The organism is Rhizobium sp. BK176 (assembly GCF_024808055.1).
Map to the genome: position 1 here is coordinate 930,753 of NZ_JANUBV010000001.1, position 14,215 is coordinate 944,967.

The window sequence follows — 14,215 nt, forward strand, 5'->3', positions numbered from 1 at the left end:
CGTATATTCGCCGTCTTCACCCAACGGCTTTGTTTTTTGTGATTCGGTGTCTATGATTTCGATAACCACAATCTGGGCTTCGTGTCATGTTCCGCTTTTTCCAGAATTCTTTCCTGTCTCTGACCCTGGCGACGACCTCGATCTCGCCCTCTTTCGCCAGCGCCATGACCGGTGCCGACGGCCAGTTCTTCTTCCGCTACAAGACCTCGCTGACCGAGCCGTACACCCCCGAGAATCCGGACCCCGAAACCAAGGACATCACGGCGTTTTACGCCGCCGGCGTAGGCTACGAGTTCTCAGAACGTCTGCCGATGAAGCCGCAGTGGGCGGACGACAACTGGCGCGTCGTCGGCGGCGCTCTGCCGCGGGGTCTTATTTTTGACCCTGACACGCTGACCTTTTCCGGTACGCCATCCGAAGAGGTCGCTGGACGGGTTGCATATCTCGCCGGCTACGACGCACTCGGCAACGAGGTCGCCTCGGCTGTCGCGACTTTCGACGTCGTGACGATCAAGGGCGCGCCCGTCAAGGTCGACATCTACAACCACACCGGCAAGTACAAGGTCGACGAGATGGCGATCCCGTCGAACATCTCGGTATTCAGATGGAACAACCTGAAGCCGGCACCGGCCGGTGTCTCTATCAACGGCCCCTTTATCGAAGGAACCCCGACGACGGCGGTGCGGTCGTCTATCCTCGGTCAGGGATTGGACTACACAGGCGGGGTCGTCGTGACCTACATCGGCTCCTACGTCGTCGAAGACGGCCCGACTTTCCCGAAAATCGCCGACATGGTTACTCCGTTGCCGCAGCTCGAAGTCAGCTCGGGCATCACCGTCGGATTCGGAGCTCCGTCCAAGTACAAGGTCAATCGTGAAATCGATCCGAAACGCGCGCCGCGGTACTTCGTCGAACTCGACGACGGGCAGCAGTATCCGCTCGGCGTGTCTTCGAACGACGACTACAAGAACCTCGTTATTTCAGGGGTCATCACCCGTCCCTACGATACGGCGCGCATCCGTTTCCGCGCGCTCGACAGCGACCAGACGACCGGTTACTCGAACTGGTTCACGTTCGGCTCGTCCGATCCGCAACCGGGTTGCGCTCCGAACGCCGACGCGTCGACACCGGTCCAGCTATACACAGGGATGTTCAACCGGTTTTATGTCCCCCGCCCCTACGGCGGCCAGGGCGAGATCAGCTATCACCTCGCTTCGGGCCAGCTTCCCGACGGAATCAAGCTTTCACCGGATGGCTTGGTCTCCGGGACCCCTGCTAAAGTCGGCGACGACCAGACTTTCAAAGTCCGTATCGACGTTACCAACGGCTCAAACACGGTGTCGACCGAGTGCTTCTATCGGGTCGAAGTCGGAAGCAAGGGGGTCGGACTGGTCGACGCCACTCCGGCGCAGTCGCGGCATATCCGCGTCGGGGATACCTACAACGGCAAGATCACCGTGGCGGGCGGCATTTCCCCGTATTCCGTTGCCCTGACGACGCCGTCCGACTGGCCGACGCTTTCCTTTACGACACCGACGACCGACACGCCGTCGCTCGGCCTTTCCGGCTCCTTCGGCACGCCTGGCCAACGCTCCGTCCCGCTCACGCTTTCCAACGGCGACACCAAGGCGACGCCGGGTGCGGTAAACTTCTTCGTCCACGACCACCTGTCCCTCGGTGACATCGCGGCCGTCCACGTCAAGCGCCACGCAGCGCAACAGACATGGGCGACGCTTCCTTACGATCTTTCGACGGTAATTCCGGACACGGCCAATCCCGGCAAATATCCGGCCTTCAAGGTCGTCCAAAACGCAGGCGGCCTTCCTCAGGGCATTGCTCTTTCAGGTGACACGATCTACGGTGCAACCGCCGCGGACGCCAAAAGCTATGGTCCTTTCCGTGTCGAGCTGTCCGATTATTCCGGTGACACCAAGACCTCGAACGAATTCACCGTTATCGTCGATCCCCGCGATCCGATCGCAGCCAATCCCGTCGTGCCTCCGTTGTTCACCGCACAATGGGATACCGACCAGAAGCCGCAGAAGCGCGTCTTCGACGTCACGCAGCCGCCGGGTGCCAAGAACCTCGCCATTACCTGGACGTTGAACGACGTTTCCGGAAGCGGCATCCCCGACTGGCTGGCCTTCGACACGACCACCGGCGACATGACGGCGCTGAAGGGTATCGACCGGTCATTCATCGGGGAAATCGGCCCGTTCACGATCACGGCGACGGACAGCGAAGGCTCGTCGGTTACGTCCGAACAGTTCAACGTCACTGTCCGCGACTGGCCGACGCCTTCCGGTCTGGCAAGGGCCTTCCACGGCACGGCACAGGGAGACAAGGGCGAGCAGTCTCCGAAGCTCAATGTTCCAAGCCTACGTTCGGCCATCAACAAGGACACGGTCATCGGCGGCGTCGACGCCGTGGTCTTCCTCGATGCCTCGCCGAAGCCTGCGGGTCTCGAATTCGATCCGGCAACGGGTATCCTTTCGGGATACGTGACGGAGGAATTCAACGGTGATGTCCACGTGCGTTTCAAGGACGGCGCAGGCCGCGAAGGGTCGGTGGACCTGCCGCTCGAAGTGCGCGGATATCCGAAAGTCACGATGGGCGGAGACAGCTTCGAACTGCCTCGCCTTTCGGATGCGGGAACCGCGTCAACCGCCATTCAGGGCAAACAGGTCTCCGGCTTCTGGACACAACCCGCATGGGCTTGGGCCGACGGCATCACCGTGCCGCCCGAATTCTCCGTCGACCAGCAGGGCAAGATCACGGGCATGACGAGCCGCCCCGTTGGCACGGTCATCTCCGGCCTCAAGCTGAAGGCGACGTCGACAGCGGGGACGGGCGAAACGCTCGTGTCCGAAACCCCTCCTTTCGCCATCAAGGTCGTCAATCCGGTGCCGCTGACGCTCGCCTATAGTCCCGCGAGGGCGACCTTCCGACTGAAGGACCTCGGAAACGGACGCTACTCGCTGGTCTCGACGGACAACATCGCACCGATCGTCGGCGGGTCAGCCGTCACGCCGCTGAGCTATTCCCTGGATCAGGCCCAGGCCGTCTCGGAAGGCCTGAGCGGCATCGGTCTCGATCCGCTTCAGGGGGTTCTGACGGGTAGCCCGGCAGGTCTCGGTCTCTGGAACGTGAGGATATCGGTCGCGGACAAGGAAGGGACGACACCGGCTTCCGGCCCGGTGGATGTCGCGATCAAGGCAACGCTCGCCGGCAACGTCGAAACGAAGAACGCGAACGCCAGCTTCCTACTCCGCCAGGGAGAGCCCTTTACGACACAGGCCATCGCCGTCACCAATTCGGTCGGCAGCCCCAAGTTCCTGACTTCCCCCGCCGCTCTTCCGGAGACGGTCGACTTCTCGGCTTCCACGGGCGCGTTCTCCGACGACAGCTCGTGGCCGACCGGTGGCGACGCCGCCATCATCGTCTACGTCGACGCCAAGGACGACGACGGCCGGACCCTCGCGACGCCGCTTGCCTACGGTTTCACGGTCGTCCGTCCCCTGTCCATCGCGTCTATGAGCAAGACGCTATTGACGGGCAAGCAGTACTCGCCAAAGGCGGGAGAGGCCATCGACGCCTCTTTCGATCCCGATCTTCGCTACGTCATGGGCAAGATCAGCTGGTCGATCGATGGCGATTTGCCCGGAACGTTGGTCAACACGACCTACGGTCAGGATGGAGGCCCGCTTCTCGGCTACAGCTGGACGGACGAGGAATCCAACTTCCACGAGTTGTCCCTCGACGGTGCCGGCAAGGTCGTCGGGCACAAGATCGGCGGTGCCGCGGTGGCTTCCCTGCCGTCTGACAAGGCGGGAGACTACCTGCCTCCCGATGCCCTCGTCTTCGACAGCGCTGCATTGACGCTCAAGGGCGTTCCGTCCAAGGCCGGCACGTTCGCCGGGATTCGTCTTGTGGCCTCGGACGACCACCAGAAGGAATACATCAAGGCGGTTCCAAGCCAACGGCCAAACAACACGGCATACTCGCCCGAGATTACCATCTCCGTTTCTCCAGCCGATCCCCTTGTCGCGGTGAACATGGTCGGCTCGTCGGCCTCCGACACCGAGCAGCTCTACCGCTATACGAACGCGCCGACGATGAGGACTGTGCTTTCGAACGCCGCCTACGGCAGACCCGTGACCTGGACGAAGACCGCCGGGACACTTCCGCCCAATGTGAGCGCCTCCGGCACCGATTCTCTCGTCTATGCGGGGTATCCCGAAGCAACGGGTTCTTTCCCGGGCATCGTCTATCGCGCCCGTGACGCGGCCGGCCGCACGGTCACGGCAAACGCCTTCACCTTCAACGTCGCCGAGCGGAAGAGCCTCGAACTTTCGGCGACCGCAAACCCGGCCGGTCTCCTGGTCAACGCCCCGGCGACACCGATCGTCGTGACGGCTTTGAACTCGCCCTACGGCCGGGTCATCCCCAAGGGGTCGTGGACCGTCACAGGCGTTCAGAACCTGCCGCCAGGCATGACCCCGACCGTCACCGACGGCAAGGTGTCCTTCGAAGGCACGCCCACGGTCGTCGGCAAATACGACAACGTCTCTGTATCGGCCGTCGACTCGCTCGGTCAATCGGCGTCGATCACCTTGACCTTCACGGTCATCTTGCCGACAGACGCCATCGTCCTCAACGTCTCCGACATCAAGACCAAGGTCGGATACCCGTTCGCGATGCAGGCGACGTCGTCCAACACCTACGGCGCTGTCTGCTACTATTCGAACGACATTTCCGGGGACCTCGCCACCCGGATGGCGATCAACGGCACATCGGGACTGGTCTCCGGTCAGTTCTCCGCGGTCGGTGACCACCAGGTCGACGTCTTCGTGACCGACGCCTCCAACCGCGTGACATCCAAGCCTGTCCGCATCGCGGTCCTGCCTTCGCTGCGCGTCACCGTTCCGCAGATCGTCGCCACCGAACAGTCCGTGGCTCTTACCCGCACGATCGCCACCGATTACGTCGTCGGCACCGTCACCTACAAGAAGGGCGCGGGCAGCTGGCCCGAAGGCATCGACGTCGACCCGACGACCGGCTCGATATTCGCCTTCGACAAGTCCTCCGGAACTTCGGTCAACAACGTGATCGCCGAGGCAAAGGACTACCCTGGCCTGACGATCGAGGCCGTCGACACGTTCGGCAACGGACTGGAGGACCGCCAGAACTCCAACGCTTTCACGATCCACGTCGCTCCGATCAACGCCAGCCCGGTGATCTCCGCCATTCCCGGGAACCGGATGGTCTTCGGCAAGCAGGGCACGGCGTCGACGCCGTTCACGCCGACCGTCAAGGACAGCCTCGCAGGAAAGCCGTGGAATTACGCAGGGACGGTCTACAGCATTAACCGTAGTCTCCCTGCCGGGCTGTTGTTCGACACGAAAACGGGAACCATCTCCGGAACGCCGAGCGAGCCGATCATCGTCCGCGATCTCAAGATCAAGGTCACGGCCCAGAACGGCGACAGTTCGGAAACGCCCGCCTTCTGGTTCGGTGTCGCGCCGAAGGACCCGATCGTTCCGACGGCCGGGCAGAAGACCTCGTACACCGCCCGCGTCGGTTCCACCTTCACCTCCGACAAGCCGCTGTTCGACAACGTCATCGGCAATCTGACCTACGCGATGGTCCAGTCGGTCGGCAGGGGTGCCTTCGACACGACGACGGGCATCTTTACCCATCCCGTCCTCTTGCCGACGGATGCCGGAACCTGGCCGATAACCGTGGTCGTCACCGACGAATTCGGCCGGACGGGGACATTGGCCTTGACGCAAGCGGTCGTCGCGCAGCTGACAATCAGCCAGACCTCGTTCGCTTTCGACAAGAACGCGACTTACACGAAGGTGCTCGCGCCCACCGTTTCCGGAGTATTCGGAACGGCTTCCTTCGTGGTTACTGGACTTCCGAGCGGGATCACTTACGACACGGCGACCGGAGCGATCTCTGGTCGTATCGATGCCGCTGTCAGTGATGCGGCGACGTTCACGGTAACGTGGACGGTGACCGATTCGAAGGACGGCAAGACCGCTTCGACGACAGTCGCGGGCATGAAGATTGCGAGCGGCAAGACGTACTGGCGCGTCCTCGATCAAAGCACTCCCGCATATTTCGACGGACGCTTCGGCGTCTACGTCCTCGGCGGCTTCGACTGGACTGTCTGGGAAGGCACGACCGCGTCAGGCGCGGCACCGTCCAGGATCGCGGGAATAGGGATCGTCGGAAGCACGATCCCCGGAAACGTCTTCACCTCGGACCAGGTGTGGTCGACTTCCGGCCCGTCTTACGACGGCGGCCACATCGTTGCGGATGCGAACGGCGCGTATTGGAGGGCTTACCGCTTCACCGAGCCTGTCGCCATCAACAGGCTGACGATGCATTACACGAACACATGGACGGCGGCGGTTACTCCGTTCCGCACGCCTATCGTGCAGTCCTCCACCGACGGCATAACCTGGACCTACGAGTTCTCGAAGCTGACCGCCGATCCAAATGACGTCTACGGCACGACGTACATTGTCTCTCCTTAAAGAAAAGAAAAGCCCCGGAAACGGGGCTTTTCCACTTCAACGCGGCTTCGAGATACGGTGCCTCAAAGGTGCGGACGATAGGCTTCCATGAAACGTTCGTGCGACCTCGCGATCCACGCCTTGCGTTCGTTTTGCAAACCGACGGCATGTTCGTAGATTGGCGATCCGTCGACACCTAGCCTTTCGGCCTCCGATTTGAGGCCATCGATTTCGCGGTCCACGGAAGGAATAAGCTCCTTGACGACGAGATCGTCCCAGGCCCTGATGTCTGACGTCGTCATCTTGGCGTCGGGTGCCCGCGCGAGCCTTGCCGCCTTCATGCCTGGATGGCCGCTCGTGTCCCATTCGTCGAAGAATCCGCGGTTGGAAGCTCGGATGGCGTCGATCACCTTGAAAGATGTCGACGGCTCCCAGTCCAGTGCTTTGGAATCGTCATAGAAGTATGTCTGCATCTGCATGCGGTAACTCCATGGTGTGTGGTGGTGACACTCCCATTCTACCGCGCGTTTTCGCGATGTTGAGCGAGCGCTCGAAAAATAGTCGGAAAACGACGAAACTCAAGCCTCAGCCAGCGACGCCCGTCTGCCGTTACGGGGTTGCGGCCACCGCCGTCGATTGCGCCATGGCGCGCCTGTAAGCCGCTTCGATCAGCGGGCGGGCGACGTGCGGGCATTGCCCCGCGGCTTCCTTCCGCCCGGTCATCCTCGCCACGCCCGTCGACACGTGGAACCCGGTGACGGCGCAGACGGCGTTGTAGTCGCAGCTTAGGCAAGCGCCTTTCGCGTGCTGCGTCATGACGTTTCGTAGCATCGTCGGCCTCGCCTTCGCGAGGATGTCGTTGATACTCCCCTCCGACACGTGGCCAAGCGGCCGCAGTCCGTGGCGCGGCGCGTGGGGAATGTCGCCCACGGCTTCGAACTTCGCCAGCACGTTGCCGTGGTGATCGACCTCGACGGACTTCCTGATCGTTTCTGGCACCAAGGCCTTCACGTAATCCGCCATTCCCGATGCGGAATCGGGACCCCTGTCGCGGATCGCGTTCTCGACGACCCGGTCGAGATACTGCCCGTATCCCGTCGTGATGTCTCCACGGGCCCTGACGAGCTCGTCGAAGGCGATGAGCCAGTTGGCGATGGCCTTGTTATCCGAAAGAGTGGCGCTGGCGTTGGCAAGCGTCGGCGTCCAGTTGACGGTGACGTCGTCGAAGCCGTTGTCGGCGGCGAAGGACAGCAATTCGGACGGCGACATCAAAGCGCACGCCTCGACCGACAGGTTGGTGTTGAGGTCGACTTTGCCGAAGAGTTCCTTGGCGTGCAGGACCATTTCGCGCCACTGCGTCCCGAATTTCGTGGCGTTGACCACCCGGCCGTCGAGGACGACCAGCGGTATGAACGGAACGTCTTCCTCGATGCTGTCGCGGACCTCCTTCAGCATGTCTATCACCCGGGCTGGCTTGCCGACGAGCGATGTCGTGAAGAACACGCCGCTGTAGTCCATCGCGGCCGGTTGCCCCGCCCTGACGATCTTCGACCCCAGCGCGTGGATGCGCTTCATGTAGTCCGCGCCCATCAGGATGTGGTCGGCGATCGCGAAGGTGACGTTGACGCGATTCAGCGGCCGCATCGCCGAGGCATGCTCGACCAGCCGCGAGATCGCCAGTTCCAGGATATTGGCAGGCATGTCTGGCGTCTTGCCCTTGCGTTCGTCCGGAGAAAGCACGCAGCCGGCGCAGAGCCCGAGGCAGGCGTAGACGTCGTCGATCTGCACCTGAAGCTCGGTCGCCTTGCCGTTCTCCGACGTCGCCGTCAGCATCCGGCATGGCCTCCCGCGAACTCGAGCGCCTTCGGCCTGACACCGTCGTCGTGGAGATGGCGGACGTGGTCGATGAACCCCTTGAATCCCGGGCAATCGGCGTCCTTCTCAGGGTCCCAATACTTGGCGAGCACGCCGCAGCCCGAACGGCAGAACTGGTAAGCGTCGCATCCGATGCAGGCCTTGTGCGGCCGGCGCGCGTTGATGACGTCGCGCTTGAAGGAGGCCGTCTGCGACACTTCGTCGACCGACGTCTCGTAGACGTTGCCCGACCACGGAACCTCGGTGTTGCCGCCCGCCTCGATGCAGCTGATGGCGTTGCCGTCCCAGTTGATGTCCATGGAACCCGCGATGATCGGACAGACGATGTCGTCCACGGGCTGGTTCGTGTGGATCGCCTGCAGGAGGCTTTCGGCCGGGTTCACGTAGAGATCGGGGTCTTCTAGCCGCCGCTCGCGGTACCAGTTGGCGACGTCGATCAGGAAGGCGGATGTCTCGTGGAAGGCCGGGAAGATTTCGTCCATGTGGTCGAGACCGTCCCCCGACGGGATGAAGAAGCCGAAGTGCATGTTCTTGATGCCCTCTTCGTAGTAGAGCTTCTGCATCATCGCCTCGACGCCCATCTTGATCAGCGGCTTGGTCACGGCGGTCGTGCATCCGAACTTGATGCCCGCATCCCTGAGCCGCTGCATGCTCTTGCGCCACATCTGCTCGAGTTTGGCCTTGGGGAAGCGGGTTTCCGGCTCCCACGACGTCGCCACCTGATCGAACAGGCTGGCGATGCGGACGATTTCCGGATGGATCAGGTTGCTGACGAGGCAGAGCTTGTACTTGAAGCCGCGCCCGTCGAGGATTTTTCGCATTTCCGGGATGACGTATTCGAAGAAGTCGACGCCGAGCTGGGTCGGTTCGCCGCCGATCAGGTGGATTTCGGCCAGATCGTAGCCGATCCGCTCCATGTGCTTGACGATGCCGTTAGCGATGTTGATGACGTTCTGCCGCTCCATCTCGCCCGAATGCTTCTTCACGATCGACGAAATGTAGCAGTGCGTGCAGCGCAGGTTGCAGTCGCGGGTGACGTTGACGTGGTAGAGGAATGTTCTGTGTGCTGCCATGGCAACGGTATCCTTGTTTCCATGAAATAGTATTTCCGCATCCGTGTCTTGGCAACGAAATCCGTTGCGGAGTCTTCTTTTTAACCCCGACGCCGTCAATCCAAAGAAGCAAGGCCCGCTACGCGACCTGCGCGTTGAAGACCGACGGTGCGGCCTGGTGCTGGGGCTTCGGCACGAACGGCCAGCTTGGCAACGGCTCGTCGGCCGACCAGTCGCTTCCCGTAAGGTCAACTGACCCACCTCGCAGGCAACCAAAAAAACAAAGGCTCCGGCTCCTCACCGGAGCCTTTGTTTTTAAGACGAAGGGCATGACAGCATGTTGACAGATTAAGATTTGACCTCTTGAATTTGTATATTCCAGAAAGGAATTTCAGATGAGCAATCCAAAACCATATGCCGACATCGGCCCGTTCAAGGGCGTTCCGACCAACCTTCTCGTCAATGCCGCACTGCGCGCCAACAGCGCTTACGAGGTTTCGGCGTCCGCCCTCGCCCGCCATGCCAAGACGATTGATGACGACGTCGGCAAAAGCTTCGTCATCCATCAATCCGTCGCCAAGGCCAACGCCGCGTGGAAGTCGGTCGAGGCGAGAACGGACGTGGATCGGGTACAGGCGACTTCAGACTATCACACGTCTCTATTTCCGGTGGCACTGTTCGTAGGCTTGGGCCTCGTCGCGATCGTTTCCGCTCTGATCACAGGCAAGCCGCCGATCGCGTCTCTCGCGCTTCCCATGTTCATGGCCGCCGCCGTGACCGTGGCAGTCACCTATCTTTCGTTCGGCAGGCTCGGACGTGCGGCGCTGCGCGAAATCCGCGAGCAGGGCTATTCGGGCGACCTTTTGCCGGTGGCGATGGAACACATCGCCGGACACTGCCTTCGCGTCGGCAACAACGGTCTCCATGTCGCGACAAAGCAGGCCAATGGCAAAGCCACGGTCAAAACCGTGTATTGGGACGGCATGGGCCACGCCTTGGTCGAAGTCGATGAAATGGGCCTCGAGCGCGTCGACATCTACGGTCGCGAAGGTACGTTGGTCGACTCCATCACCTCGCCGACCGCTGTCGATGGCAAGATCGATGCGCGTGGCCTGGCCGATCTCGTCAACCAGCGCATCGCGGCCGCCCGCAAAACGGCCTGACATCGCCAATTCGGTTGGGCCGCACGACGGCCCAACCCTTCCTTTGCCAGCCACAAGCGAAATAAATCGCGTTTCTTGCAAATCGCCGACCTAATGTTGACGAACAGCTATACCGCTCATTTCGTCATCCAAGATTGCCGGATCAATGCACACCGTCTGCGACGTCAGAAACCTGAACCTGTACAAGGAACTCGCTCCCGCCGAAATCTGGCGGTCGTACAAGCGCGCCCTGAACCAGGCTCTGGACAACGGCGACAAGAATCGAGCGTTCAATCCGGACTTCGGCCGTCAGCCCGAATACGCCTGACGGTCTCCCGCTTCCAGTTTCCACGCATTTTCAGTGTCTTGAGGCACAATGTTGACATCGCGCCCGATTACTTCGTGAAGTCATGAATTTTACTGGAACTATACTGTTGACGCGCCTCAGTTCCCACGCTTACCTTTAACTTATTAGAGCCGCATTCGGCCCCGGTGAATTTCCAAAGTCTGTCCAACACTCGCGATCCGCGCCCGGCGGCTCCGGGCGGTATTGTATTTAGTGTGGACGACAAATGACCGACACCGTTGAGACGATCGACACGTTCGACAAGAAGGACTTCTTCGCCTGGTGCGCGTCGAAGGGCCTGACCAAGCCCGAGGAGATCAAGGACTATTTCCGCCTCTCCGGCCAGACCATCCGCAATTGGGAAAAGGACGTGAAGTCCGGCAACCCCGAAGACCTCGAAATCGCCTTCTGGGTCCGTTTCGCCATCGCGCTCTACGACGGAACCGCCGGCAAGGACGGGAAAATCGCGCCCGCCACGCTCGAAAACATGACGTTCTCCGAACTCGAGAAGTGGCGCAACGATCACGGCTTCAAGACCTACGAAAGCACCGCCAACGTCTTCAATATCAAGCGTCAGGCGGTCCACCTGTGGCACAAGCGCCACAAGATACCCGCATGGGTCGCCCTTGCTTGCGCCGGCTATGGCTTCTGGGTTCAATCGAAGAACAAATAAAGTTCAACACGCATCTTGACCTGCCTGTTACTGCAAATGACCATCGAATACAGGCAATCAGCAAAGTCAATTTGCAGGAATACTTAGGGGAACCACATGAAATCTCTGCGCAGCACCTTGATCCTCGGGAGCCTCGTTGTGGGCCTCGGAGTCATGAATTCCGGATCGGCATTCGCCGCGTTCGACAGCTTCGGCTCCGACATCCCGCTGGAAAGCGCCGCCAAGCAGATCGTGCCGGAAGGCTTCACGGTCGATTACGGCGCTGGCGTAGACAAGTCGACGTCGGTCACCTGGGGTTCGGCTCCCGACTGGCAGAGCGCGCTGTCTTCGGCCGTCGCCAAGAAGGGCCTCAAGGCCGAGATCGGCTCCGGCACGGTCGTGATCGTCAAGGCCAAGGCATCGGAAGCCCGTCCCTATTCCTCGACCCCTTCCAAGGACATCGTCCAGAAGAAGGGCGGCACCGAGCGCAAGCGCGCCCCGAAGCCGCATGCAGCTCCCGCGCCGCGCGTCGAACCCCGTGATCCTCCTGCCGCACGCGAAACGGCTGCCGTCGGCGGCGGCGGTTTCACCATCCGCCCGTACCGCGACAGCGCCAAGTCCGGCGAGGTCCTGAAGGACAAGGAAATCGTCGACGCGAAGAAGGACGGCTTCCAGAAGTACGAAGGCAAGGGTTCGTTCATCGTCGAAGAGGGCTACATGCTCCATTCCACGCTGAACACCTGGGCCGACGCCACCGGTTGGAAGGTCATCTGGAACAGCGAACACGACTACCTGATCGAAGCCAACGCCACCTTCACCGGCGATTTCGTCAAGGCGTCTTCCGACCTCATCAAGGCGATGGGCGACGCCCGTCCGCAGATCACGGTCGACTACTACACCGGCAACAAGGTCATCGTCATCAGCAACAAGCTGTCCGACGAAGTCAACCGCTAACACCTCAGGTCAAGGAGCCTCCTCCCAATGAAGTTCACCAAAATCCTCCTGGCCGTCCTCGCCGCTTCGACGGCAACCGGCTGCGTCAACCAGCGTGCGGCCAACGACATCCGCTCGACGAGCGCGGAGTCGTCCAATCTTCTGTCCGAGGCCAAGGCTCCGCTGCCGGCCGCGCAGAAGAACGTCATCAACACCCACGGCGACGTTTTCGTCGGCACCAAGTCTGTCGTCAACGAACACGGCGAGCCGCTTCCGCAGCGGGTCGAAAAGGCGAATGGCGTCACGATTTCCAAAGGCAACGCTTCGATCAGCCTGAAGGAAGTCGCGTCCATCATCACCACGGAAACCAAGATTCCGGTGGTCGTCGCCGCCAACGTTCCGGTCGCGGCAAGCACCGGCGGCGCAGCCGCGCAGCCGCAGGCCGTAGCGCCCGAGCTCGCCGCTGGCCCGGTTCCGGCCGGCTTCCCGATCGACCAGGCGCTCCAGCAGATTTCGAACTCGGCCGCTCCGGCGTCCATCGTCGCCTCCGCCGGCCCCGTCCAGGGGACGATGTCCCTGAACTTCCACGGCCGCCTGTCCGACCTGCTCGATCTGGTCGCCTCCAACTTCAACGTCTCGTGGAAGTACGAGCGCGGCAAGATCGTCATCGACAGCACCGTCACCCGCAGCTTCGACGTGCCTGCGCTGCCGATGGTCACCAGCCTCGGCTTCGCGCTCGGCGAGCTCGGCGAAAACAAGGGCGGCGCGAACGCCAAGACCGACGTGACCGTCAACGTCTTCGAAGAACTGACGACAGCGCTCGGCAAGCTCGTCGGCGACAGCTACTCGATCAACCGCTCGACGGGCGTCGTCACGGTCACGGGGTCTCCTGCCGTCGTCGACCGCGCCCGCGACTACATCGACAACCTGAACCTGCGCCTCAAGGACCAGGTCGCCCTGTCGGTCAAGGTCTACTCGGTCACCGTCAAGGACAACGAGGACTTCGCGCTCAACATCGGCGGCGTCTTCAAGTCCGCCAAAGACAGCATCACGCTCGGCGGCTCCGGCACTGCCGGCGCGATCTCGGGCGGCGGTTCGCTCGGATGGGCGCTGGTCGACGCGGCTTCGCAGTACAACGGTTCGAACGCCGCCGTTAAGGCGCTCTCCGAGCGCGGCGACGTCTCGGTCGTGACCACGGCCTCGCTGACGACCGTCAACGGCCAGCCCGTTCCGCTCCAGGTCGGTCAGGACCGCGACTACATCAAGCAGATCACGGTCGAGAAGGACACCGACGCCGGAACCGAGGACACGACGTTCGAGACCGACACCGTATCGACGGGCTTCGCCCTCCAGCTGATGCCGCGCATCCAGCGCAACGGCGACGTGCTTCTCCAGTACGGCGTCAACATCAAGGAACTGGTCGGCACGGACGACGGTTTCGACGAACGCAAGATCGGCGACAACACCGTCCAGCTGAAGCGCCTCAACCAGAGGAACTTCATCCAGAACGCCAACATCCCGTACGGCCAGACCCTGGTTCTCGCGGGCTTCGAGCAGGTGCGCTCGTCCACCCAGAACAGCGGAACGGGCCACCCGCTCTTTTCGCTGCTCGGCGGCAGCGCCTCGGCTTCGAAGGAACGCGAAGTCATCGTCATCATGATCACGCCGACCGTGCTGAAGTAAGCCCGGGG

The 14,215-nt window shown here is 61.7% G+C and carries 10 protein-coding genes; 7 read left to right on the forward strand and 3 right to left on the reverse strand.

What is annotated here, in order from left to right:
• Positions 1-86: 86 nt before the first annotated feature.
• Positions 87-6,545, forward strand: a complete 6,459-nt coding sequence (locus tag FHT76_RS05140; protein WP_259184688.1) for a putative Ig domain-containing protein — start codon at positions 87-89, stop codon at positions 6,543-6,545.
• A 62-nt stretch (positions 6,546-6,607) separates the two neighbouring features.
• On the opposite strand, the gene FHT76_RS05145 is transcribed toward FHT76_RS05140, so the two are convergent.
• From FHT76_RS05145 to FHT76_RS05155, 3 genes are all read right to left on the reverse strand, one after another.
• Positions 6,608-7,003 (reverse strand): hypothetical protein, encoded by a 396-nt coding sequence (locus FHT76_RS05145; RefSeq protein WP_259184689.1) that lies wholly within the window; start codon positions 7,001-7,003, stop codon positions 6,608-6,610.
• A gap of 130 nt (positions 7,004-7,133) precedes the next feature.
• Positions 7,134-8,357 carry a hypothetical protein gene (locus tag FHT76_RS05150; protein ID WP_259184690.1) on the reverse strand — a complete coding sequence of 408 codons (1,224 nt, stop codon included), beginning with the start codon at positions 8,355-8,357 and terminating at the stop codon, positions 7,134-7,136.
• Positions 8,351-9,472, reverse strand: a complete 1,122-nt coding sequence (locus FHT76_RS05155) for a radical SAM protein (protein WP_259184691.1) — start codon at positions 9,470-9,472, stop codon at positions 8,351-8,353. Before FHT76_RS05155 ends, FHT76_RS05150 begins: the two co-directional genes overlap by 7 nt.
• Here FHT76_RS05155 and FHT76_RS41380 point away from each other — a divergent pair.
• The 6 genes from FHT76_RS41380 to FHT76_RS05180 all read left to right on the forward strand — a co-directional run bounded on the left by FHT76_RS41380 (position 9,454) and on the right by FHT76_RS05180 (position 14,207).
• Positions 9,454-9,795 (forward strand): hypothetical protein, encoded by a 342-nt coding sequence (locus FHT76_RS41380; protein WP_405049494.1) that lies wholly within the window; start codon positions 9,454-9,456, stop codon positions 9,793-9,795. The two genes, FHT76_RS05155 and FHT76_RS41380, sit on opposite strands and share 19 nt — an antisense overlap.
• Positions 9,796-9,846: 51 nt before the next feature.
• Positions 9,847-10,614, forward strand: a complete 768-nt coding sequence (locus FHT76_RS05160) for a hypothetical protein (RefSeq protein ID WP_259184692.1) — start codon at positions 9,847-9,849, stop codon at positions 10,612-10,614.
• 145 nt (positions 10,615-10,759) lie between these two features.
• On the forward strand, positions 10,760-10,921 hold the full coding sequence (locus tag FHT76_RS05165; RefSeq protein WP_259184693.1) for a hypothetical protein: 162 nt from the start codon (positions 10,760-10,762) through the stop codon (positions 10,919-10,921).
• 244 nt (positions 10,922-11,165) lie between these two features.
• Positions 11,166-11,612, forward strand: a complete 447-nt coding sequence (locus FHT76_RS05170) for a hypothetical protein (RefSeq protein ID WP_259184694.1) — start codon at positions 11,166-11,168, stop codon at positions 11,610-11,612.
• 96 nt (positions 11,613-11,708) lie between these two features.
• Positions 11,709-12,545: a toxin co-regulated pilus biosynthesis Q family protein gene (locus tag FHT76_RS05175; RefSeq protein ID WP_259184697.1), complete on the forward strand. Its 837-nt coding sequence runs from the start codon at positions 11,709-11,711 to the stop codon at positions 12,543-12,545.
• Positions 12,546-12,572: 27 nt separating this feature from the next.
• Entirely contained in the window at positions 12,573-14,207 is a 1,635-nt protein-coding gene (locus tag FHT76_RS05180; protein ID WP_259184699.1) for a pilus assembly protein, read from the forward strand.
• Positions 14,208-14,215 lie beyond the last annotated feature (8 nt).